Origin of the sequence: Flavilitoribacter nigricans DSM 23189 = NBRC 102662, from assembly GCF_002646595.1 — a bacterium.
Classification (GTDB): Bacteria; Bacteroidota; Bacteroidia; order Chitinophagales; family Saprospiraceae; genus Flavilitoribacter; species Flavilitoribacter nigricans.
Map to the genome: position 1 here is coordinate 1 of NZ_PDUD01000062.1, position 20119 is coordinate 20119.

Annotated in this window: 28 protein-coding genes; 24 read left to right on the top strand and 4 right to left on the bottom strand. The window is 40.5% G+C overall.

From position 1 onward, the window contains the following. Positions 1-130: 130 nt before the first annotated feature. Positions 131-895: a hypothetical protein gene (locus CRP01_RS38560; RefSeq protein WP_222845924.1), complete on the top strand. Its 765-nt coding sequence runs from the start codon at positions 131-133 to the stop codon at positions 893-895. After that, positions 896-1735, top strand: coding sequence for a DNA-methyltransferase (locus CRP01_RS38565; RefSeq protein WP_099155448.1), 840 nt, complete (start codon positions 896-898; stop codon positions 1733-1735). Positions 1736-1738: 3 nt separating this feature from the next. Here the strand turns inward: CRP01_RS38565 and CRP01_RS38570 are convergent, their stop codons facing one another. Next, positions 1739-5218 (bottom strand): DEAD/DEAH box helicase, encoded by a 3480-nt coding sequence (locus CRP01_RS38570; RefSeq protein WP_099155449.1) that lies wholly within the window; start codon positions 5216-5218, stop codon positions 1739-1741. Beyond that, entirely contained in the window at positions 5215-6084 is an 870-nt protein-coding gene (locus tag CRP01_RS38575; RefSeq protein ID WP_099155450.1) for a Hachiman antiphage defense system protein HamA, read from the bottom strand. Before CRP01_RS38575 ends, CRP01_RS38570 begins: the two co-directional genes overlap by 4 nt. 276 nt (positions 6085-6360) lie before the next feature. On the opposite strand from CRP01_RS38575, the gene CRP01_RS42600 reads away from it, so the two are divergent. The 20 genes from CRP01_RS42600 (at position 6361) to CRP01_RS38670 (ending at position 15799) form a co-directional block, all read left to right on the top strand. After that, entirely contained in the window at positions 6361-6522 is a 162-nt protein-coding gene (locus CRP01_RS42600; protein WP_170110730.1) for a hypothetical protein, read from the top strand. Positions 6523-6555: 33 nt separating this feature from the next. Then, positions 6556-7392, top strand: a complete 837-nt coding sequence (locus CRP01_RS38580) for a hypothetical protein (protein WP_099155451.1) — start codon at positions 6556-6558, stop codon at positions 7390-7392. A 90-nt stretch (positions 7393-7482) separates the two neighbouring features. Continuing rightward, a complete protein-coding gene (locus tag CRP01_RS38585) occupies positions 7483-8055 on the top strand; it encodes a hypothetical protein (RefSeq protein ID WP_099155452.1) in 573 nt (190 codons plus the stop codon). Continuing rightward, on the top strand, positions 8048-8605 hold the full coding sequence (locus tag CRP01_RS38590) for a hypothetical protein (protein ID WP_099155453.1): 558 nt from the start codon (positions 8048-8050) through the stop codon (positions 8603-8605). Before CRP01_RS38585 ends, CRP01_RS38590 begins: the two co-directional genes overlap by 8 nt. An 11-nt stretch (positions 8606-8616) precedes the next feature. Then, entirely contained in the window at positions 8617-9099 is a 483-nt protein-coding gene (locus CRP01_RS38595) for a hypothetical protein (RefSeq protein WP_099155454.1), read from the top strand. 23 nt (positions 9100-9122) lie between these two features. Then, entirely contained in the window at positions 9123-9566 is a 444-nt protein-coding gene (locus CRP01_RS38600) for a hypothetical protein (RefSeq protein WP_099155455.1), read from the top strand. A gap of 3 nt (positions 9567-9569) precedes the next feature. After that, positions 9570-10370 (top strand): hypothetical protein, encoded by an 801-nt coding sequence (locus CRP01_RS38605; RefSeq protein ID WP_099155456.1) that lies wholly within the window; start codon positions 9570-9572, stop codon positions 10368-10370. Positions 10371-10375: 5 nt separating this feature from the next. Continuing rightward, a complete protein-coding gene (locus tag CRP01_RS38610) occupies positions 10376-10561 on the top strand; it encodes a hypothetical protein (RefSeq protein WP_099155457.1) in 186 nt (61 codons plus the stop codon). 6 nt (positions 10562-10567) lie between these two features. Beyond that, entirely contained in the window at positions 10568-11023 is a 456-nt protein-coding gene (locus CRP01_RS38615; protein ID WP_099155458.1) for a hypothetical protein, read from the top strand. Positions 11024-11025: 2 nt separating this feature from the next. Further along, entirely contained in the window at positions 11026-11508 is a 483-nt protein-coding gene (locus CRP01_RS38620) for a hypothetical protein (protein ID WP_099155459.1), read from the top strand. Next, positions 11505-12032, top strand: coding sequence for a hypothetical protein (locus CRP01_RS38625; protein ID WP_099155460.1), 528 nt, complete (start codon positions 11505-11507; stop codon positions 12030-12032). The genes CRP01_RS38620 and CRP01_RS38625 overlap by 4 nt, the downstream gene beginning before the upstream one ends. A 1-nt stretch (position 12033) precedes the next feature. Continuing rightward, entirely contained in the window at positions 12034-12432 is a 399-nt protein-coding gene (locus CRP01_RS38630; RefSeq protein WP_099155461.1) for a peptidoglycan-binding domain-containing protein, read from the top strand. Then, on the top strand, positions 12429-12896 hold the full coding sequence (locus CRP01_RS38635; protein WP_099155462.1) for a peptidoglycan-binding domain-containing protein: 468 nt from the start codon (positions 12429-12431) through the stop codon (positions 12894-12896). The genes CRP01_RS38630 and CRP01_RS38635 overlap by 4 nt, the downstream gene beginning before the upstream one ends. Before the next feature lies 1 nt (position 12897). Then, positions 12898-13092: a hypothetical protein gene (locus CRP01_RS38640; protein ID WP_099155463.1), complete on the top strand. Its 195-nt coding sequence runs from the start codon at positions 12898-12900 to the stop codon at positions 13090-13092. Between the two features lie 6 nt (positions 13093-13098). Beyond that, on the top strand, positions 13099-13428 hold the full coding sequence (locus CRP01_RS38645) for a hypothetical protein (RefSeq protein WP_099155464.1): 330 nt from the start codon (positions 13099-13101) through the stop codon (positions 13426-13428). A 249-nt stretch (positions 13429-13677) separates the two neighbouring features. Then, positions 13678-14088, top strand: a complete 411-nt coding sequence (locus tag CRP01_RS38655) for a hypothetical protein (protein WP_143473731.1) — start codon at positions 13678-13680, stop codon at positions 14086-14088. Beyond that, positions 14089-14742 carry a glycoside hydrolase family 73 protein gene (locus CRP01_RS38660; protein WP_099155467.1) on the top strand — a complete coding sequence of 218 codons (654 nt, stop codon included), beginning with the start codon at positions 14089-14091 and terminating at the stop codon, positions 14740-14742. It abuts the gene before it with no gap. Between the two features lie 7 nt (positions 14743-14749). Further along, positions 14750-15094: a hypothetical protein gene (locus CRP01_RS38665; protein ID WP_099155468.1), complete on the top strand. Its 345-nt coding sequence runs from the start codon at positions 14750-14752 to the stop codon at positions 15092-15094. Further along, positions 15078-15212, top strand: a complete 135-nt coding sequence (locus tag CRP01_RS43255) for a hypothetical protein (RefSeq protein WP_262510350.1) — start codon at positions 15078-15080, stop codon at positions 15210-15212. Before CRP01_RS38665 ends, CRP01_RS43255 begins: the two co-directional genes overlap by 17 nt. Then, positions 15209-15799, top strand: a complete 591-nt coding sequence (locus CRP01_RS38670) for an MT-A70 family methyltransferase (protein WP_099155469.1) — start codon at positions 15209-15211, stop codon at positions 15797-15799. Before CRP01_RS43255 ends, CRP01_RS38670 begins: the two co-directional genes overlap by 4 nt. Positions 15800-15859: 60 nt before the next feature. Here CRP01_RS38670 and CRP01_RS38675 read toward each other — a convergent pair whose 3' ends face one another. Beyond that, complete coding sequence (locus CRP01_RS38675) at positions 15860-16519, bottom strand: competence protein CoiA (RefSeq protein WP_099155470.1); 660 nt, start codon at positions 16517-16519, stop codon at positions 15860-15862. Between the two features lie 403 nt (positions 16520-16922). On the opposite strand from CRP01_RS38675, the gene CRP01_RS38680 reads away from it, so the two are divergent. After that, positions 16923-17996, top strand: coding sequence for an AAA family ATPase (locus CRP01_RS38680; protein ID WP_099155471.1), 1074 nt, complete (start codon positions 16923-16925; stop codon positions 17994-17996). 2 nt (positions 17997-17998) lie between these two features. Next, complete coding sequence (locus CRP01_RS38685; RefSeq protein ID WP_099155472.1) at positions 17999-18667, top strand: DUF4276 family protein; 669 nt, start codon at positions 17999-18001, stop codon at positions 18665-18667. A gap of 34 nt (positions 18668-18701) precedes the next feature. On the opposite strand, the gene CRP01_RS38690 is transcribed toward CRP01_RS38685, so the two are convergent. Then, the gene (locus CRP01_RS38690; protein WP_099155473.1) at positions 18702-19859 is read right to left on the bottom strand and encodes a hypothetical protein; all 1158 of its coding nucleotides are present in this window, start codon (positions 19857-19859) and stop codon (positions 18702-18704) included. Positions 19860-20119: the final 260 nt, after the last annotated feature.

Consider the following 20119-nt stretch of genomic DNA (forward strand, 5'->3'; position numbering starts at 1 on the left):
GGAGTATAACTATAATCGATCACATCAAGGAATTGGCAATTTAAAACCAATTGATATGTACCGAATGCAGCATCCGTCTCACCTAGCAGCTCGTAGTATAAGTTGACTTGTCATTACACTTAAACGCTACATGCAAGATAATCCGGATACCCATAAAAAGGGCAGAAAGGTATTAGCCTTCGATACCAATGATGATGACTATCCGGAATTTCGTACCGTTAGTCCGGATCATTTGCAAGCCTTGACGAAAGCAACTGCTCGTAGGATTCGCCCCTTTAATAAAAATGGTAGCCCGATGGATGATGAGCAAAAACGGGAAGTGGTTGAAAAAATACTGCGGTACTACCGCAATGGTTTGCTTGTATTAGATGATATTGACCACTATATGACTGGGGCCAAAGGGCAATCTATGATTGGGGCACTATGCACCGTCCGGCATAAGGGCTTGGATATACTGCTTACCCATCAGTCCATTGCCAAGATTACCACTTCCGAATGGCAAAACTGCACTTGGCTTCGCCTCCATCATCAGGTCGACGATGTCACCCGCTATCGGGATAGAATACCTAAATATCATCTGGTGCGCATTGCCCAAATCATCATAGATCAGCAATATGAATTGGCCATGCAAGCTTTTGGCTCAGGTAAGATCAGTGAACCGGAATTTAAAAAGCGAAAGAGTTTTTTCTTGTATGTCAATATGCGCCAGCAGACCATCATGGGTTGTGGTAAAGCTGTTTTTATCAAAGCCTGCAAAAAGTACATTGACCAGGAAAAAGGTCGAAAGCTAAAAATGATGCTTTCTGAACGAGACTTCAACAATACTCCCATCTACAAAAATCGCAATGAGGCGATTATCAAACTCATTTCAGACTATATGCCTTTCTTGCGTTAAATGACAAAATCCCTCCTAGAAAAATACCGCCCCAAACTATACTCGGGTGATTGCAAAGAAGTTTTGAAAACTCTTCCCGATAACTCCATTGATCTCATCTTTACTTCTCCTCCTTATTGCGATCAGAGAAAGAAAACCTATGGCGGCATTGCTCCGGATAAATATGTAGACTGGTTTCTGCCGATTTCTCAACAATTGTTCAGAGTGCTAAAACCCACCGGCACCTTTATGCTCAACATCAAAGAAAAAGTGGTCAATGGAGAACGGCATCCGTATGTTCTTCAGCTCATTTTGGCTTTGAAAGAGCAAGGCTGGTTGTGGACCGAAGAATTTATTTGGCATAAAAAGAATAGCTATCCGGGTAAATGGCCCAATCGATTTAGAGATGGATGGGAACGACTATTGCAGTTTAATAAGCAGCGAAAATTCAATATGTACCAAGATGCCATGATGGTACCCGCCAGTCAAGCCACCAGGGATAGAGTGAAAAATCTTTCGGAACGGGATAAAAGCTTGCGGTTTTCAAAAACAGGCAGTGGATTTGGCATCAAAACGGCTAATTGGAAAAATCGTGCGTTGGTTTACCCTTCCAATGTGGTACATTTTGCTACTACCACCAAAAATAAAGGGCATAGTGCTACTTTCCCGGATGAATTACCTGCTTGGTTTATTAAGCTTTTTACTCGACCTGGGGATGTGGTTTTGGATCCTTTTATGGGGTCTGGAACTACAAATTTGGTGGCAATGAATTTGAGAAGATTATCTATCGGAATTGAAATTCATCCTCTTGCTGAAACTAAAAATAAACTCCAGTACTCCACCTGTCAAACAAGGTTCTAGATACTAATTATCTATTTCCGACATCGAAACATGAATGTCATTATTCGATGCTCCAGTTTTAGCCGTTGAAGACATAACGACTATAGAATACTTTTTCTCATTCAAATCAATCTCAACGGATAGAGGTTTTGAGAATTCTCTAGGCACATAGCCTAAGAAATTACTACCCTTGAATATCTTTATAGCAAAAGGATCCACTTCATTTTCTACATCTCTCAAATAGTTTAGATTATCACCTACATTAACATCTTTAGAATTTGTCTGGGCCTCTGCCGAAAAGTAAGTACCTCTTATTCTGAACTCGAAGCTTTTTGGAATCTCAACCTTAAACCGCTTTGTATTGAATTTTAAGATTACATCGAGTAAATTTTCTTTATCAAACGGATGAAGATCCCAAGTATTTAATTCGATAATTGTCAAATTTGTTAACCAGTTCATGAAATTTTGATAATTTCTAGAACCGTCATATTTCTCGACAATTTCTTTTGAAAGTTCTCTGCTTTTTATTCCAAGAGAAAGGGCAAAACATGCAAGTTTATCGTCAACTCCATATTTCACATAACTTGAAAGAGCCTGAATATTAGATGGTAAATCTTCTAAAGATATCTTAAGAGAATATTTCAAAACAATAATAAATGCCGTCACTCCCCAAGGAAGCCTGTAATTCAAACCCTGAGAAAGAAAAACGAATAACTTCTCCCGAGTCTGGAGTCCCGTTGGAACACTTTTTACCCAAACTTCATAAAGTGCATCAATACTCTCACCGGTTATCCAATTAATTATTAAATCGTTCAAAATAGATACTTGCCCATTTAAGCCTTCTAATTTTTCCCCGAAGTGCACTTCTTGTATTCCTCCCTGATCAAAGGACTTTAATATGAAACTTATCAACTCTATGTAATTATCTTCATTGATAATGGTTTGCAATTCTTCCAAGTCATCATTTATTGCTTTTTCTAAAGCTAAATTGCTATCAATATTGAACCCATTTGATGCAAAAGCTTTTAGCTTTTCAACCTCACTCACATCTGTCCTTATTCTCTGAACGACCGTTGAAAAACCAGTCCGCAATGGCGTGATGTCAATCTGCTGGGCGTTAAATAGACTGTTATCAATGATTTCTTCAACTATGGCTTGATCTTCTGTATCAATAACTTCTTCAACAAGCATGCTCATTATATAGGGTTCAGAAAACAATTTTAAATAGTTGTCAAAATCATCTTGACCAATAGACACCCGTAATTGAACAAGTATCTTAAAAATACTTTCGACCCTTTTAATGTTATCAATATTTGTATAGCTTTCGAATCTTTCCTCGTCTTTTTCATTCAACGCTAAAAAAATTATTTGGCCTTCAGTTTCCTTACCTGCTCTACCTGCTCGGCCGATAATATTCCAAAAATCTCTAATTTCCACTTTTAAGTCTTCCTTTGGGTTAATGTCCAAGGAGTGAATAATCAGGCTTTTTATAGGGAAATTTAACCCTTGCCCAATTGTATTTGTCGATATTAAAACTCTTAATTTCCCACTTCTATAATCTTTTTCAACCGATTTTCGCACAGGCTCAGGTAAGTCACCAAAATGCACTCCAACTCCTATCTTCAGACATTTTGTAATTGGGCTTTCACCTCCTAGCCATCTCTGAGCATTAAAAAAGGATTCAGAATTCAGATTTTCCTTGAAATAAGGAAGAATTTCTTCTTTTGCCCGACTGATAGATTCGTAGAGATAGAGAAATGCTCGGCAGACTGCTAAAGCCCAATCAGGTCTTGAACAAAAAACTAATACATTACCATTTTCACTTAATTTATATGCTAAAGCAACCGCAGTTTGCCCCCTATGACTTGTGCTGGGAAATTTCCTTCTTCCGATATTTTTCCTCTGAATTAGATTAACAACAAATGCAGGAATTTTTGAACTATTATTATCTTCCTGAAAATCCCTTTTGGGATATGTAATTCGACTTGAATCTTTGGAGATCCAGTTAAATTTTCCAATGATTTTTCGTGTAGGTTGCCATACTTCGTTATCGACAAATATTGGCGATTTGATCACGTTTGAATCTTTCTTACTAATCCATTTGGAAAACTCTACGCTATTTTCAGTGGGCATAACAGCCGAAATAAATAGTATTTTTAAATGGGGTAGTTTTCTTTTCAAACGAATTATTAAAAATTCTAACAAAGCAGCTCGTTCATTTAAATCCCCGATAATATGTCCTTCATCCACTACTAAGATTGAAACCTCGCTGAAATAATCATTTTGCAATCGATAAAGCAAATCAAGCTTTTCTGGCGTTGCAATTAAAACATCGGTTGTCTCCAAAATAAAATTCTGAAACTCATCTAGTTCATAATCACCAGATAAAGAGGACACCGAATAACCAATTTTGGATAAATTGTTGGAAAGCTCTATTTCTTTTTCATTAGTTAAGGCTCTAAAAGGAGCTACATATACACATTTCTTATCTGGATATTTAAGCAAGCAATCTAAAATTGCAATTTCAGCAATAAAGGTTTTTCCTGCGCTTGTAGGCATCTGAATTATAAAACTTTCTTGGTCTAATAAAATGCCTTGCTGAAAAGCATTCATTTGGGAAACCCAGAATTCAAAAGTTGATCTTCTGTCTTTCGGAGATTTTATCTTAAACCTTCTATAAAAATCATTTGATAAAAGCTTGATGTACTTCGACCATACATAGCTGTTGGAAGTACTGTGAGGTGATAAAGTTTTCCAAATTGATCTTTCATTGTATTTATCGAACCGACAAGAAAGCAATTGTAAAATTTGAGAAACAAAAACGTTTCCCTTATATAAGTAGTATCGATAAGCATCACGGATATGATCATTAAAAGAGGATTCTGCGCCTTTGAGTATATTTTCATACCAAGAATAGATTGCCTTATCGAACAAATAAATCCCAAGTAAATCTTCATTTTTAGTTACGTCATCATTCTCTAAGGAAGAGCTTCTTTTGTAAGTTAAAAAAGCAAACGGAATCTGCTTCAATAGGATTAGCTGGACATGAAATAAAATATAATTTTCATCATTGAGACTTGAATTTATGCTTTCTCCTCCAGGGTTTATAGAATAAAACTTATTCTGATTTCTTTCCAAAAAACTTCTCATCATGCATAGGGCATTCGCTTGATATCCTGCTATGTCATAACATAATGCTGAAAGGATGTAACAAAAATCTTTGTCAAACTTTTCAGAAATCGCGCTCAAATACTCATAAATTTCCGCACTAGTTTTTAGAGCTTTTAAGGCAATATCACTGGTAAGATCAACTTGAAAAAGTCTACAGGCATTGCTCGATAGATAGAGGGCTCTTTGCCAGATGAATTCTTCATCATAGGACCTATTGAATCTGGCCCCAATTCTCCAAGCAAACATTTGCTTTGTGTGGTTATCGAACTTAGTCCCATCTAAAGTTTGAATAAGAGAATTTTCTATACTTTCAAAATATTCACTTCTGGTCATACAGGAATATTTTTAGGAGAAGGCGAGGTAGTGAGAACTTGACTTTCGGCTACTTTTTCTGCTTTGGTAAATACCTCTGATACTAAATTGCTTAAATTATCAACAAGTACCACTGTAACTTCTAATGGTGAAAGTTGTAGTGACAATGAGTTAAGTTGAGTCAAAATATCCTCTTTGAATTTTGAGGTTTCCATGATGATGATAATTTCAAACCTCCTATTAAAATTAGTAGGATTTTTCACAAGGTCCCCGAATTGCTTTGCAATTGAATAATATTCATTCGCTTTAGTTACATCTCCCGCCGCTGAATAAATCTCAGCTTGATCAAAATAGTAACGGTCTAAAAAATCAGCTATGGATTCATTTGGTTTTTTCTCATCTTTTAATAGCCCCTCATAAGCTTTAACTCCAATGTCATCCGAATAGGTGATTCTGGTTTTTACTTCATAATAAGTTATATCTGTAATTGTATTACCTTGATTATGAGATATTAAATCTGTACAAAAAACAGATCTATCCTTATTGAATTTATATCTAAGCTTTGAAATAGGGACTTTCAAATTCTTAAACTCTTCAACAACTAAAGTTGTTAAAATCTCTCCGAAGTCGCCTTGTCTAACATTTTTTGTAATCTGATTAGTAGTTGAAGGAAAAACATTGTTTCTCAAATACTCGCATAATACTGTGGAGCTTTCATTCCCATATCTTTTTTTGAGCCATTCAAGGCTTCGATACTGAATTAGAGTCTGTTCTCCTAAATAAGATTTTATTGAATCATCTATTTGGATTTTTTCACTCATATCCACCACTGTAAAAGCATATACAGATGGATTTCTAGAAGCCCTATTTAACCAATTAGTAACCATAGCTTAGTTTATACGCAAAACCCCACCCTAAGTTTCTTTGATTCAAGTATTTACGATATAGTTTATGTATATTTTAAAATATAATATTCAAAACGCATTATTTAAAATCAATAGTATTTGTGGATGCTCAACATATTATTTTTCTAAAAAGAAAATATAATCTAATTCCCACCCCACACCAAAACTTCCCCAAGGAAATTCCCCTCCCATCCTCCAACTTAGCTACTCAAGAGTCACCAAACGCTCCTATTACATTCAGAAACCAAAAAATAACACATGGCAGAAGGAAAAGATATCGCATGGGAACCCATCCTATACTGTGCCGGTACTTTGGCATTGGGCATAGTCATCGGGACGCTTCTGGTTGCGCCTTCGGTAAAGAAGCTGCAAGAAAAAAAGGAAGCCACCGCAAAAATTAAAGAAGGTACCTCCAAGTAAGGAGGATTCTGTAATACCATAAATACAAAACAAATGAGACATGATGATGATGAACTAATGAGTTACCAAGAAGAAGCCGAAGGCCGCTTCGACAATTTCGCTACCGGATTTGAAGGTAATGAAGACGTGTACTACGATGAAGATTACGAGGAAGGCTACGACTATCTGCCCGGCTGGGGAGAATACGGAGCCAATCCATATGCTTTTAACAATTATCAATCTACCTCCATTGGCCGGATCGATCCCAATGATCGAACCCTAACGCTAATTATTAAGAACAGCTCCACGAACGATGCCGAAGCCATTTTGTTTGGAGCAAATGAAGAGGCTCCACAAGCTCAAGACGTAGAAGTGTCGGTAGCCGAAAGCTCCCACAAAGAGGTGCGGGAAGAAAGCAAAGCCCACCCTTTTAAGATTGCGGGTATGAAAATGTCCGTTTCCGATCCCTTGCAGTTTGACAATGTATTAAAGATTACCCGCAAAACGGCTACCGGTTCCATAACCGCTCGGGTGTATCAACCTCGGAACGCCAGTTCACCCCAAAATTTTGACAATAATTTGGTGGACGACAACAACTTCGAAATGGATGTCACTGGCCAGGATTCCTTGCGCTTTACCATTCGAGCCGGAGCCACAGTCGTTTTCACCTTTACCATTAAAGCCAGAGCCAATATGGGTAACCTGCTCAAAGGCAATAATGTGGCCGAACTTTCTACCGTACCGCGAACCACGGGTTTACCGCAACTGGATCTGCTTCGAAAAAGACCAACTTCGGCATTCGGCTTGCCCGCTCGACCGGCACCGGTACCCAGACAAACCATACCTTCCCGCAGGCCACCCAGCCGTATTGTGAGAAGGCCAAGAAGTTGAGCACCGTAATGCTCGGCATACGCTTCCTATTTCGCAGCCAGGGCTTTGAGAGCCTTGGCTGCTTTTTAACCGGCATTTCAAGCGCGTATTATGAAAAGACCACAAAACAGGATCGATTACATTGTCTATAACAATCCCCAAGCAGTAAGCCAATTGCTGCACGAGGCAGGATACGAACCTCCAAAAAAGCTAAGCGAACTCTGTCAGGCAACCAAACTACTTATCAAAAAGCAAGGCCGAGCATTTATTGAAAAATTGGTGCGACTGCATCCCGACCGCAAAGCTATCCTACAAGTGGAAGACCAGAAAAAAGATTGTGGATGTATGGCTTGCGGCCATCAATCCTTTGAGTTAACTGGGGATAAAGGCACTTTCCTGGATCATCTCATGAATATGGGGTCGATTGACCTGGAACGCTACTACAAGAATCTCAACGAAAAGGTAAAAGAACAACCGGGCGATAAGCAGTTGGAAGAAGAAGTGCAGATGGTATGGAATGAATTACGTCAACGCAAAAAACAAGGGGCTGCTCTTGCTGCTGAGGAGGCCGAGGAAAAGCCTGGCTTATTTCATTTTGCCAATGACATTTTAGTTGCCCTGGGACTTGCCATTTTGGCCGGGGTATTGATTGGCACTTCCCTGCAAACCAAAGCTCATGGCTAAAAAGAGCAGCATATTTCCCGCTGATGTGAATGGTATACTGGCGTTGGTAGGTATCCTAGTGGGTGAATTCCCCGAAGATGTAGCAGCTTTATTAGCAGCCCATGAGGTACCTGTACCGGGGCAATGGGATGAAAAAATGCTCATCCAACAACTTATTAACGCCATTGAATTAAATGACCAAGCATTTCAAAATGACCTGGCTCGGCTGATTCACCTGCGATTAAAAGCAGGGCGTTTTGATGGATTTAATGGCAGTATGCCGGTACCTACCGATCCCATTTCCGCTATTGCTGGAGCTATAGGCAATATCAGTAACATTTTCACCCAGGCGCAAAAAAACCGCTACTATAAGCAAGAAGCCCAATCCCAAGCCTTTTCCAATGTATTGGCCTACCAAAGCATGAAAAAGCAGATGGCCGCAGATCAATTGGCCAAGCAGCAATCCCATAAAAGCAAGGTAATGCTCCTACAGATTACCGGTGGTATCGCGGTCATTGGATTGGGACTACTGCTACTCTTAAAACGACGAACACCAGCTAGAATCGCTTAAATGAAGTAAACATGAATCTTACCTATAATAACTTTGGCTTATCCGGACAAGCTCCCCACGATTACGATCATTTTTTGTGTGGCCGCAGATGTAAGAAACGAAGGGCAGAAAAACGCAAATTACGCGATGAAAAAAAGCGGTTAAAAAATGATGAACGCAGAGCCGAAATTGAGCGTACTCGCACCGAGACCAATCTTATGCAACAAGGTTTTGAATCACCGCCACCTCCGCCTCCACCAGCACCGCCACAGCCCAAAGGTCCAATAAACACAAAACCTTTTGATCCATCTATCGCGGACCGGGGCGTAGCGGGGCCAATGATTCCTCGTTATGCCAATCCTCCTGTTCCAGCAGCGGCACCAGTAGTAGTTGCCCCTCCGCAGCAGGAAGCCGGAATAAAAACAATGCCCCTGCTTATTGTGGGTGGCGTAGTTGTGGTGGGTGGAATATTGCTTGTACTGCTGAGATCAAAAAAAGTATTCAACCAGCGATGATCGCAGCTAAATAACCAAAAGACATGGCACTCATATTTGTCGGCACACCAGATCTTGATCCGGATGCTTTTTTGGAAAAATATCAATCGGTTTCTGTCTTAGAAGAAGGAGAAGTAGCTGCCTACGATGGCTATGATCAATTCCTCTTTTTTAAGAAGAAAAAACCACTCTCTGCCGAAGAGAAAGCAGCCAAAAGGCAAAAGCGAAAAGATTTCTGGGCCAACCTAGGTAAAAACGTTAAGGAAGGTGGTGGAGCAGAAGGTTTAGGAAGAACCATTGATAATATTACCCGGCTATTTGGCAAAGGTGAAGAGGTTCCGGAAGACTATACTATCAGCCTAGCTAGTACTGAGGCTGAATACAGGCAGCAAGGCATTCCGACCAGTGTGTTCATCATTGGCGGAGCTTTGCTATTGGGCATGGCCGGATTGGGATATGTGATGTATGTGAACAAGCAAAAGGCGTAGGCTATGGTTATTCCGATTCCAGTGAAAGAAAAACGATTTTGCATTAAGCTCAGCATACGAGCGCATTATCCACTGTCATTGGGGTTGGCCGTTTTTGATCCCAACCGGCCCAACACTTTTTATTTTAAAAGAAAGGTGTCGTTTAAACCGGAAAGCTTTACCGATGGGGCAGCAATCAGGCATTTATCTATTCCGATGCCGATCAGCTCCAAGCATCTAAACCTGGCACTTTTTGAAAAAGGAAATGAAAAAGATATGGGCTTCGATCTTATTGATTTCCAATTGGAAAAACTGGAAAAAAAAGACGTTTGGGCCAGTTCGGAGCGGCACCGGTTTATGGACTTTGCCATACGTTTTGCCCAGAAAGCAGGATACCTACCGCCCAACTATTATCCCAGCCCCAAGCAGGAATTTTTAATCCACTATCAACCCAGCATCCGCGATGTTTTTGGGAAGCAATTGGTTACTCCGGCCCGCATTCACCGGCAGATGCCTTACATACAGGTATCCAGATCCCAGTTTCAACAATTTAGTATACCGGTTCGAATAGCCATCTTGGCGCACGAGGGATGCCATTATTTCAACAATACCCGCAGCGAAAAGGAAGCTGATCTCTGCGGATTGCGCTATTACCTGGATGTCGGATTCCCTTCCATTGAAGCGGTGTATGCCATTACTAAGGTGTTCCGCTTTTTTGATGTTCCGCTAGAGCAACAGCACTTGCAGAGAGCCAAAGACATCATCGACTTTATCAGTCATTACCAGCAACAACCCTCATTAATCACCAGCATGCAAACAAAATAATAAAGATGAAAACCGTCATTGTATTAGCCATCGGATTTTGGATCGGTCGCCAGATCTACGTCAATTTTGATAAGGAAGAGACCAAACGCAAGGAGGCCAAGGTGCGCCAACGCCTGGCCCAGTTTTTCCAGCAGCAGGGATTTTCCAAAAGTGAATCTCTGCTGAAAGCCCAACAGTTGCTCAAAACCTAATGCGATATGGCCGCCATTGAAATCGATAAGAAAAGCTTTTTCATTCCCGAAAAGAGTAGCCCTTGCGAGCTTTGGAAAACCTACTTTCAGCAGCTGCGTAAAGAAGTCGGCAGGGAAAATGCCCGGCTCATTTGGCTCATCACTTGGGAGGCTAACGGTTCGGCCAGTTGTACGGCTAATCCGGAATTCTATCGCTGGCTGAAGCAAAATGATATTGATGTCTCCAATACCGCCACCAGAGCCGTGGCCGATATGTCACAAATTGGGCATAATGTATTGGGCTTAGGTAAGCGACTGACTGGTATTCTTTCGGTTGGTATTCCCCTGGCTTTGGCTGGAGTGCTGATCCTTGTGATTGTCATTTTAGTCAACTCTGCTAAAAATGCGGACCTAACTGATGTTGCCGGTTTAGCTCTGCCACAAACCAGATTAGCGACCCTGGCTGGCGGCATTAAAAACTAATTATGAATACCAAGCAGATAAAAATTATAGGCTCCATTACTGGTATCGGTTTATTGATTTCGGTGTATGGCAATATCGTTCGTAGACGCAAGGATAAACTCGCTTCCAAATTGCTGCAAGCCATCAATCAACGATTAAACCCAACCACTGCCGGACTGCTGGCGGAAAAAGCTTTCGACATCCATTATGTAGAAGACCTGAAAGATAAAGTTCGCAATAAGCTTCTATTGCTAAAGCCTGATGCCGCAGCACGATATGCCGCAGATATTCATAGTTCCTGGTCCTGGTTGGGGGATGATGAAAACAAGGTGTATGCTGTATTTAGAAACCTAAAAGATAAAGCGCAAGTCTCCCAGGTATCGGGAGCTTATCAGACCAATTACAAAGCCAACTTAATTGATGAGCTGAACGACCGGCTAAGTACAACTGAGGTCAAAACCGTATTGCAAATTGTAAGTACCCTACCAGATTATCGCACCTTATGAAAAACACAAATGGACAAGTTTGGATTTTTGCCGGTAGTGCAGCCCTTGTGCTGGCATCCGGTGCCTATCTGCTTTGGTGGCATCCGAAAAGAAAAACACAAAGGAATTTACAGGATGTAAAGGGAAATCCTGCGCCTGATATGACTACCAAGCCTACCTCCACCGCAGTCGTTACCGAACCCAACTGGCAAGATCCTTTTGATATGCAATACGCTAAAGATGTACTGGAGTGGGTAGCTCCCCGAAAAATACTAGCGTTAAACACCGAAAAAGCCAAGTTGCTGGCAAAGCAAATTAAAGCAGCTAAGGGAGCCTGGTATAGCAATGATAATGAACAGGCCGTAGCCAGTGTTTTTGCCAAACAGTTAAAAGACAAGGTGCAAGTAGCCAACCTATCCCAAGCCTTTTGGCAATTGTACAAAACCGATATGTGGGAGTATTTGAATGGCTTTCTTTCTTCCAAAGAAATGGAAAAATACGTGCATGAGCCGGTGCGAAAATTAGCGGACTATAGAATTGCCTGAAATGAAAAAAGCATTGCCCAAAGCGAATAAAAATATACAGCAGACCAGCTTAGTGATAGGTGTATTATTGATGCTTTCCGGAGGGATTTACCTACTTATCAATAGAGCTAAAAAATCACCCCTTCAACGAAAAGCTCCAAATTCCACTAATGATAATCCCACCGGCTATTTCCGCTGTACCAGCAATAGTTATCCGCTCACCTTTGGCACTTGCCACCCGGATGTCAAAATCATACAAAGGCATTTAAAATCTTTAGGAGCAGTTTTGGGAAGTTTCGGCTCGGCCATTGACGGTATCGATGGCCGCTTTGGAGTCCTTACGCTGAAAGCAGCTCAGGCCAAATTGGGAAAAGCTTCTTTCGATAGAACTGATGTAGAGGCACTAAAACAAAAGGTATGAATAGAAAAACACAAATCGTAATGCTTAGTATTTTGGGAGGCACCCTCGGAGCAAGTCTTTTAGCTCGCTTTTGGCTGAATCAAAACGTTCAAACGGATCCAGTAGCCGAACTCGAATCTTTACTGGCAACTAGGAAAAAATCAACCGCTGCTTTTATTGTCTCTCCAAAAGAAGTACCTACCACCGATAACTACTATACTGATGAGCCGGAAGAGGATACAGAAACAGATGGGATTCCCAATGACGATTTCCCTTTACGCCTAGGCAGTCAAGGTCCAAGAGTGGCCAAGCTACAAGTATGGCTGCTCAGAAATTACGGTTGGACCGGTAAAGTCACCGATTTATTGGATGAAAAAACCGAAAAACAGATGAAACGATTCCTGAAAACCGATGCTTTGGATCAGGCCACCTACGAAAGGCTAAAACTAGATGCTCCGCTTCACCAACAAAAAATCATTCGATAATATGGCACAGCAAAAAACCGGATTAGCAGTGAAAGATTACTTAGATGCCCTGGTAGATGAGGATGGTCTTAGAACTGAGGTCACCGTCACCCTTACCGATCAGACCTTGCTAAAGGCATCGGCCTATCTTATTGCTACGGCTTTTGTCAGCACCATTGTTATCCACTTTGTAAAAAATGCGCTAACCAAAACTTAAATCCCTATGGAAACACCCTCCTTAATCGAAATTGGAAAATTGATTTTAGACTATGCCCTACATCTGGACTGGACCTTTATCATTTCCTTTATCCTATTGGCTTATGGAGCCATTCAACTCAAAGAAAAAGAAGGACTCAAAATGCAAACCCGCTATTTAGTGGCATTGACCGGCTTAATCTATGGAACTGTCCTTGCTTTTCTTCGCGATTACAGCCTACAGCAAATCGATGTATTGTTCCAATCCTTTGTCTTTGCCCTGGTCTTCCACAAGTTGTTTATTGACAAGGTGTTGAAATACATTCAGGAAAAAATATCAACCAAAGCCGGGATCTAACCGTGAGGTTTAGAGATGTCACCGGCCTTTTAACGCTAGGAATTAGCATTGTTATTTGGCTTACGATTTCCCATAAACCCAAGCTCACGGACCATCCATTTAAGGCTATACAACAGCAAAACGATTCACTGCTACACTACAATGCATCTTTGGAAAAACAAATGCAACACCTCCGGCAAGAAGCAGATCGTTTTCACCAAAAAGCCCGGCAGCAACAGCAATTAATGTACCACCTCAAAACCCAACAACATGAAAAAATGCAAGCTATTCACCATTTTACTGATCTTGAACTGTACCAGTTTTTCGCAAGGTTTAAAACCACTCCTTCAGAAAACAAGTGAGGATACCTTCTTTTGTTTTGATATGCAGCAAGCAAAAATATTGGCTCAAGAATTGGAATCGGTTTGGTTTAAAGATTCCATCAACAAGCTTTTGGCCCAGGAGAATGCCAATCTGAATTTCACCATCGATAAACAAAGAGCAATGGTTTCTTCGCTGGGTTACCAGGTAGCGAATTTGCGGCAGATCAATCATAACCATGTGGGACATATTGTGCAATTGCAACAGGATAAATCCCGCATCATTAAAAAAAGTAGACTACACAAATTCCTGCTGGGTACGGGCCTTGGAATCATGAGTGTTTTAGCAGCCATTCACTAAATGAGTAAAGAAGAATTCATAGAAAATAACTACCCACATGCCAAACAAGCCGAGGCTAAATTGGGCGTTCCGGCACTATTTGCCTTAGCCCAAAGTGCACTGGAATCAGGTTGGGGCAAACATGCTCCTAACAATATGCTGTTTGGCATTAAAGTGGGTTCCGCTAAAGATTTTGGCGGGTGGAAGGGAGATAAACAACTTATTACCACAACCGAGTACGGATCAACAGCCAACTTACAATTTCCCTACATCTATCCGGATTTCCCTATTCAAACGCCTTCCGGCAAATGGGAATACCGGATCAAAGACTATTTCCGGGCTTATCCTACGCCTTTGCATGCCTTTTTGGATTGGGGTGGGTTATTGTCCAAAGCTTCCCGTTATACCATAGCTATGAAAAATACGGCTGATCCTTATCGCTTTGCCGATGAAGTGGCCAAAGCAGGCTATGCTACTGATCCCAGATATGCGAGCAAGGTGAAGTCCATTATGCGGGATATTGAAGCAAAGTTGCCGGAAAAAATTAGATCCAAAGGTGTTTCTTCAGCTAATGCCATGATCCAAAAAGCCAAAAAGAATCTGTTGCCCATTCTATTAGTTGTGGCTGGGGCTGGCATCGTACTATTCACCCTTATCAAAACGAGTAAAGGATAGATGATCATTGGAAACGCTCAAACTCATAACGATTATCCTTACCTCCAGCGGAATCTGGAAGGCTCTGGAAGTACTCATTAATCTGCGCCTAGAAAAACGCTATCGGAAAGCCACCATTAAGCAATTGGATATCCAAGGCAATGCTGCCATTATCAAAAATTGGCAGGAATGGTCGGAAAAGATGGAAGGACGCATTCGGGAACTGGAAAGTAAGAATGCGGAATTACTACAAGTCATTTCGGGTCAGAAATCCCGGATCATGCATTTGGAAAAGATCGTTTGCAAGCTCGAAAAACGCAACCACATTTTATCAGCCGAAATAAAAAAATGGAATCATGGATTTACAACCTAAACAACCCGTCCTGAACGTACTCTATACTATGCTGCTCGTGGTAACCATCAGCTATACCAGCTACAAGTTTTATCGGCAAGTGCAAGAAGACCGCGCCAAAAAGAAACCCCGTACATGACCCTTTCTTCCCCCCAATCACAAGTAGCCAAGGACTTTTTGGCCAACTTTATCAAGCCCTTTAAAACCATCTTAGCCGATCCACCCTGGCGATTCAAAGCCCGGAATGGAAGGATTTCTCCCGAATACGATAAGTGTTTTCGGTATCCCACGCTCCCACTGGAAGACATTAAATCTATTCCGGTACCCTTGGTGGCCGATAAAGACAGCCACCTCTACCTCTGGATTCCCAACTCCATGATGCAGGATGGGCTGGATGTGATGTCGGCCTGGGGGTTTACCTATAAGACTAGCATTACCTGGGAAAAGATCCGTAAGGATGGGCTTCCGGATGGTAGTGGGTATGGGCATTATTTTCGCAGTGCTACCGAAACGATTCTGTTTGGGGTTCGGGGTAGTTTGAATACCACTAAGCTTTCGCATTCTTTTCCCAATGTAATCCGTTCTCGGAAACGGGAGCATTCTCGGAAACCGGATGAGCAGTATGCGCTGATCGAGAGTTGTAGTCCTGGGCCATTTTTGGAGTTGTTTGCTCGGACTGCTCGTAAGGGATGGGAGGTTTTTGGGAATGAAACAGAAAAGTTTTAGTTGATAAAAACGCCAAGTATTACAGATCAACTTCTTTCCATTTTTTCACATGCAATACGGCTATTCCTCCAGCTTTGATACCCTAATGGGATATCCATTAAGACAGTCCTCTATGAATGCTTTCTTGGATAGCGGACCAACAGCCCCCGTTTTCTTTTGCGAATTATACAAAACTAATCTCCAAAGTATTTCGTCACCAAAATCGAGGTAGACCATTACTTTTGATTCTGCCCAATTTTGCAATAACCGGCTACGTCCGTACCAGCTAATTTGGTACGCCAGAGGATCTTTTTGAATAGGTCCAGAAAGTCCCAAATTAAAATGGCCTTTATCAAGTTCGCTACGATTACCATCCACAATCCATATCAAGTTACCATAAAATTGCTCACGAGATTCGACCTCTGCTGGACTAATTAACGAATGTTGAAACTCCAGCACCAGTCCATGAGAAGTTTTAACATCGGCAATATGTCTTTCATTGGATGCTTTGTCTTTATGGCTGATTTCCTGCCACTCTACAGGAAAGTTGTTCTTCCAATTTCGATGCCACTCTGTTTCTGATTCCCACCATGGATCACAGTGCAGACGGCTTTTATGTGCCCAGTGCCAAATCTTTACTCGACCGCACTTGGCTACCATTTCCTGGGAGCAATTTGTGCATATTCCACGGAGTTTTGGTTTAGCTTCAACTTTTTTTCCATTTACTTTAGCATACTTCATTTATAAGGGCTTTTACTTTTCAAAGCGGAAACCATCTGAAAGCTCTTATCTTTTACTGGAAGCTTGAGAAGGAACTTGGTCCTCTTTTTTCCTAACAATATTTAAACGATCAATTCGTAACCTTAATTGATCTTGTATTGAATTTTGTTGTTCCTTGGTAGAAAGGAGAGGTATTTATACTAAATTTACGCTGAAAATCGGGAATTTAGGACTAAAGCAACAATCAAAAAAGCACAAGTAATGATGAAATTGGCTGATCCAAGACTTTTGACATGTTGATCAAACTGAAAATCTTCTTACTTTGGTCCATCATCGAGATTAATGAATTGCAACTGATGAAAAGAATTGTTTGGTATAGAATGCCTTATGTCTTAATTTTAAAGAGACTATAAGTGTTAACACAATGAAAAAGATAAAGATAAAAGGCTATAAGTCAATTAAGAATCTGGATTTAGCACTACGATCTATCAACATCATAATAGGTGCCAATGGCAGCGGGAAGAGTAATTTTCTATCATTCTTTGATTTCTTAAAGCAAATTTACAATAGAAATCTACAAGAGTATGTCGCTCTCAAAGGCATAGATACTTTTCTACATAAGGGAGATAAGGTCACCAATGAGATTGATGCTTTCTTGGGTTTTAATAACACAAATGCCTATTCCTTTACCCTAAAGAAAGGCGATACTGGATTGATATTCACGGAGGAAGGTATGTGGTACGATAAGAATCCGTATTATGAAAACAAAGTGGACATTGCTTCTTACGGACATGAGTCAAAGCTTCGATTTCAAACAATGCCAAGGGCTAATTACATAAGAAATTACCTTGATCAATTAGCCAAATACCATTTTCACGATACAGGAGAGAATTCTCCATTTAGTAAGGAATCAAACATTGAGAACGACAAATTCTACCTATACGAAAAAGGTAGTAACCTGGCAGCATTCTTGTATCATATCCAACAAGAACACAGAATTGTTTATAACCTAATTGTTAAAAATATCCAGTCTATTGCTCCTTATTTTTCGGATTTCTTTTTCAGACCGGAAAGCAACGGAAATCTAAAACTTAGGTGGAGAGACAAGTACAGCTCAGTGGTTTATGGTGTTAATGACCTATCGGATGGTACCATTCGATTTATCGCCCTGACGGTACTTTTCATGCAACCTGACTTGCCTGAAACCATTGTTATAGATGAACCAGAGTTAGGGCTACATCCTACCGCAATTGCTAAACTGGCAGGATTGGTTAAATCAGTTGCGTCTAAAGGATGCCAGGTAATTCTTGCGACCCAATCTACGGATCTCATTAGTCACTTCGATCCTGAAGATATTGTTACGGTTGACCTTATTGATGGAGAAAGCGTTTTTAACCGACTAAATTCTGAAACGCTGGAGCAATGGTTAGAAGACTATACCATTGACGATTTATGGAAACGAAATATTATCACCACCGGCCAGCCGAATTTTAGTTAAGCATGAAGCGGGTAATCATCATTTGTGAAGGGCCAACCGAGCAAGAGTTTTGTAAGACTGTGTTACAACTTCCTCTGCAAGCAAAGGGTATTCAGATCCAAACACCTTTGATCAAACACACCAGAGGAGGTATTGTGAAATGGCCTGTTCTGAAAAAACAGATTGAAACCCACCTGAAGGTCGATAAGTCTGCCTATGTTACTACCTTCATCGATTATTACGGTTTGTATTCCAAGCACAGTTTTCCCAATTGGGAAGTAGCCGAAAGAATTCCAGATAAAAATGATAGAATGAAGGCCCTAGAAACAGCTATGCTTGAAGATATTGATGACTCCCTCCGGTACCGATTTATTCCTTATTTACAACTGCATGAATTTGAAGGCTTACTTTTTAACGATATCGATGTCATCTATCAGCAGATCCCCCCAGGTGATATCGTGGGGCAAGCGGAATTGGAAAAAACCTTTGCCGATTTTGATAACCCCGAAATGATCAATAACAATAGAGACACCTCCCCTTCTCACCGTTTACAAAGAATTATCAATGGTTACAATAAGGTGATTTACGGAGCTTTGCTGGCTGAGGCGATTGGCTTGGAGCGAATTCGGAATAGATCTCCGAGGTTTCACGAGTGGATTGGCCGAATAGAATCCCTTGTGGATACCGACTGAATAAACACAATCCGATGGACTAAAAATTCATAAATTATTCTTTAGGCCAAATTTGCACGATCTTGCCATAATCAGTACTTGCCTTCTCATCATCCAATATTTTAAAGAAGTACTTTATTTGTGATTCCGCAACGGTTATTTCGCGTTCTGGCAAGAATGGCATAACGCAATAATTTAATTCAGGGAATTCAGTTTCTACGCAAGAAAGATGTATATGGTGAGCATCCGTAAAACCCAAACCAAATAGTTGAGTTACGCGCTTTTCTGCGGAGATTACATCTTCGAATACGGCATCAATAATGATGAACGTTTCCGAAAACAGGTTAACATCATCACATCTTATATTCAATTTGCCAAAATTTTCTACGTCCACATCCGACCTTAAGGTATTCTGGTAAAAGCGACCATTGGAATCAGGTCTAAAAAGATAGGATGCCAACAAAAAAATTATCAAAAAGGAAAAGCCATTCCCATACATTCTATAGGTCTGGCTAATTTGGGCCGGAGTTGCTTTAAAAGAGCTGATAGTACCGATCTCTTGTCTAATTGAACTTTCTTCTAAATAATTGTTCAGGTAATCCTTACTTCCTTCCGGCCTTGGATGAAAAATTCGCCTTACTGTACCATTAGGAAAGACTTCCAATAATCCAATGCCTGCCTTTTTACATTGTCTTTTTAGATCTTGTTTTACTTTTCTTTTTACAATCGAATCACTCCCAATAGCTAACCATGATTCGTTTGCTGGGTATTGTCGTAATTGCTGTAATGCTGGTACGCTTTTTAGAATAGAAAGACTTAATCTTTTAAAGAATCGAAAAAATAAAACAATACCGAAAATAGCTAAAGCAACAAGTGAGGATATCCATAGCGGTTCAAGGTTTTGGCGAACGCCCTCTCTATATGCAAAAATTCCAATTATGAGTAATATTAAGCCAACGGTCCAGCGGCTAATTTCAAGTATTTTGTCGTGATCATCGTGCAATACCAGGTTATTGATCGTATTTCGTGATTTTGCTTCTAGTGAAACTAGATAAGCTTTTCCTCTCTTTTGTGGAAAAGCCAGAAATCCGTCTGCGCGTTTATTGTCTCTGGTATATTCTTCGAAGTTATAGTACCCCGAACGCCTGTAGTGCCTATTCCACAGATAAGCCAGGGCTTTTTCACAAATAAAATCTTCTCGTAAGGTTTCCATCAGATAAGGATCTAGTATTGATCAAAAAATATGCATCATGCAAACAATGCATTTGTTTTATCGCGACCATGAGGCGTTGTCCATTTAAAAGAATAGCCGTACAAGGATATGGCCAGTACGTGGTTATTTGAATGGATTACTTTTTCCTGGATGTATAAACATTATCTAATCTACTGCTGAGTATTCTGTCCTATAAATTTCGATGCACGGATTGTAAAGGCGAGCTTCTATGTTTGACATAATGTACTCACAATATAATA

Excerpts from the sequence above, each read along its gene's own strand:
- CRP01_RS38560 (WP_222845924.1), top strand. The coding sequence starts at position 131 with ATGCAAGATAATCCGGATACCCATAAAAAGGGCAGAAAGGTATTAGCC.
- CRP01_RS38565 (WP_099155448.1), top strand. The coding sequence starts at position 896 with ATGACAAAATCCCTCCTAGAAAAATACCGCCCCAAACTATACTCGGGT.
- CRP01_RS38570 (WP_099155449.1), bottom strand. The coding sequence starts at position 5,218 with ATGACCAGAAGTGAATATTTTGAAAGTATAGAAAATTCTCTTATTCAA.
- CRP01_RS38575 (WP_099155450.1), bottom strand. The coding sequence starts at position 6,084 with ATGGTTACTAATTGGTTAAATAGGGCTTCTAGAAATCCATCTGTATAT.
- CRP01_RS42600 (WP_170110730.1), top strand. The coding sequence starts at position 6,361 with ATGGCAGAAGGAAAAGATATCGCATGGGAACCCATCCTATACTGTGCC.
- CRP01_RS38580 (WP_099155451.1), top strand. The coding sequence starts at position 6,556 with ATGAGACATGATGATGATGAACTAATGAGTTACCAAGAAGAAGCCGAA.
- CRP01_RS38585 (WP_099155452.1), top strand. The coding sequence starts at position 7,483 with ATGAAAAGACCACAAAACAGGATCGATTACATTGTCTATAACAATCCC.
- CRP01_RS38590 (WP_099155453.1), top strand. The coding sequence starts at position 8,048 with ATGGCTAAAAAGAGCAGCATATTTCCCGCTGATGTGAATGGTATACTG.
- CRP01_RS38595 (WP_099155454.1), top strand. The coding sequence starts at position 8,617 with ATGAATCTTACCTATAATAACTTTGGCTTATCCGGACAAGCTCCCCAC.
- CRP01_RS38600 (WP_099155455.1), top strand. The coding sequence starts at position 9,123 with ATGGCACTCATATTTGTCGGCACACCAGATCTTGATCCGGATGCTTTT.
- CRP01_RS38605 (WP_099155456.1), top strand. The coding sequence starts at position 9,570 with ATGGTTATTCCGATTCCAGTGAAAGAAAAACGATTTTGCATTAAGCTC.
- CRP01_RS38610 (WP_099155457.1), top strand. The coding sequence starts at position 10,376 with ATGAAAACCGTCATTGTATTAGCCATCGGATTTTGGATCGGTCGCCAG.
- CRP01_RS38615 (WP_099155458.1), top strand. The coding sequence starts at position 10,568 with ATGGCCGCCATTGAAATCGATAAGAAAAGCTTTTTCATTCCCGAAAAG.
- CRP01_RS38620 (WP_099155459.1), top strand. The coding sequence starts at position 11,026 with ATGAATACCAAGCAGATAAAAATTATAGGCTCCATTACTGGTATCGGT.
- CRP01_RS38625 (WP_099155460.1), top strand. The coding sequence starts at position 11,505 with ATGAAAAACACAAATGGACAAGTTTGGATTTTTGCCGGTAGTGCAGCC.
- CRP01_RS38630 (WP_099155461.1), top strand. The coding sequence starts at position 12,034 with ATGAAAAAAGCATTGCCCAAAGCGAATAAAAATATACAGCAGACCAGC.
- CRP01_RS38635 (WP_099155462.1), top strand. The coding sequence starts at position 12,429 with ATGAATAGAAAAACACAAATCGTAATGCTTAGTATTTTGGGAGGCACC.
- CRP01_RS38640 (WP_099155463.1), top strand. The coding sequence starts at position 12,898 with ATGGCACAGCAAAAAACCGGATTAGCAGTGAAAGATTACTTAGATGCC.
- CRP01_RS38645 (WP_099155464.1), top strand. The coding sequence starts at position 13,099 with ATGGAAACACCCTCCTTAATCGAAATTGGAAAATTGATTTTAGACTAT.
- CRP01_RS38655 (WP_143473731.1), top strand. The coding sequence starts at position 13,678 with ATGAAAAAATGCAAGCTATTCACCATTTTACTGATCTTGAACTGTACC.
- CRP01_RS38660 (WP_099155467.1), top strand. The coding sequence starts at position 14,089 with ATGAGTAAAGAAGAATTCATAGAAAATAACTACCCACATGCCAAACAA.
- CRP01_RS43255 (WP_262510350.1), top strand. The coding sequence starts at position 15,078 with ATGGATTTACAACCTAAACAACCCGTCCTGAACGTACTCTATACTATG.
- CRP01_RS38670 (WP_099155469.1), top strand. The coding sequence starts at position 15,209 with ATGACCCTTTCTTCCCCCCAATCACAAGTAGCCAAGGACTTTTTGGCC.
- CRP01_RS38675 (WP_099155470.1), bottom strand. The coding sequence starts at position 16,519 with ATGAAGTATGCTAAAGTAAATGGAAAAAAAGTTGAAGCTAAACCAAAA.
- CRP01_RS38680 (WP_099155471.1), top strand. The coding sequence starts at position 16,923 with ATGAAAAAGATAAAGATAAAAGGCTATAAGTCAATTAAGAATCTGGAT.
- CRP01_RS38685 (WP_099155472.1), top strand. The coding sequence starts at position 17,999 with ATGAAGCGGGTAATCATCATTTGTGAAGGGCCAACCGAGCAAGAGTTT.
- CRP01_RS38690 (WP_099155473.1), bottom strand. The coding sequence starts at position 19,859 with ATGGAAACCTTACGAGAAGATTTTATTTGTGAAAAAGCCCTGGCTTAT.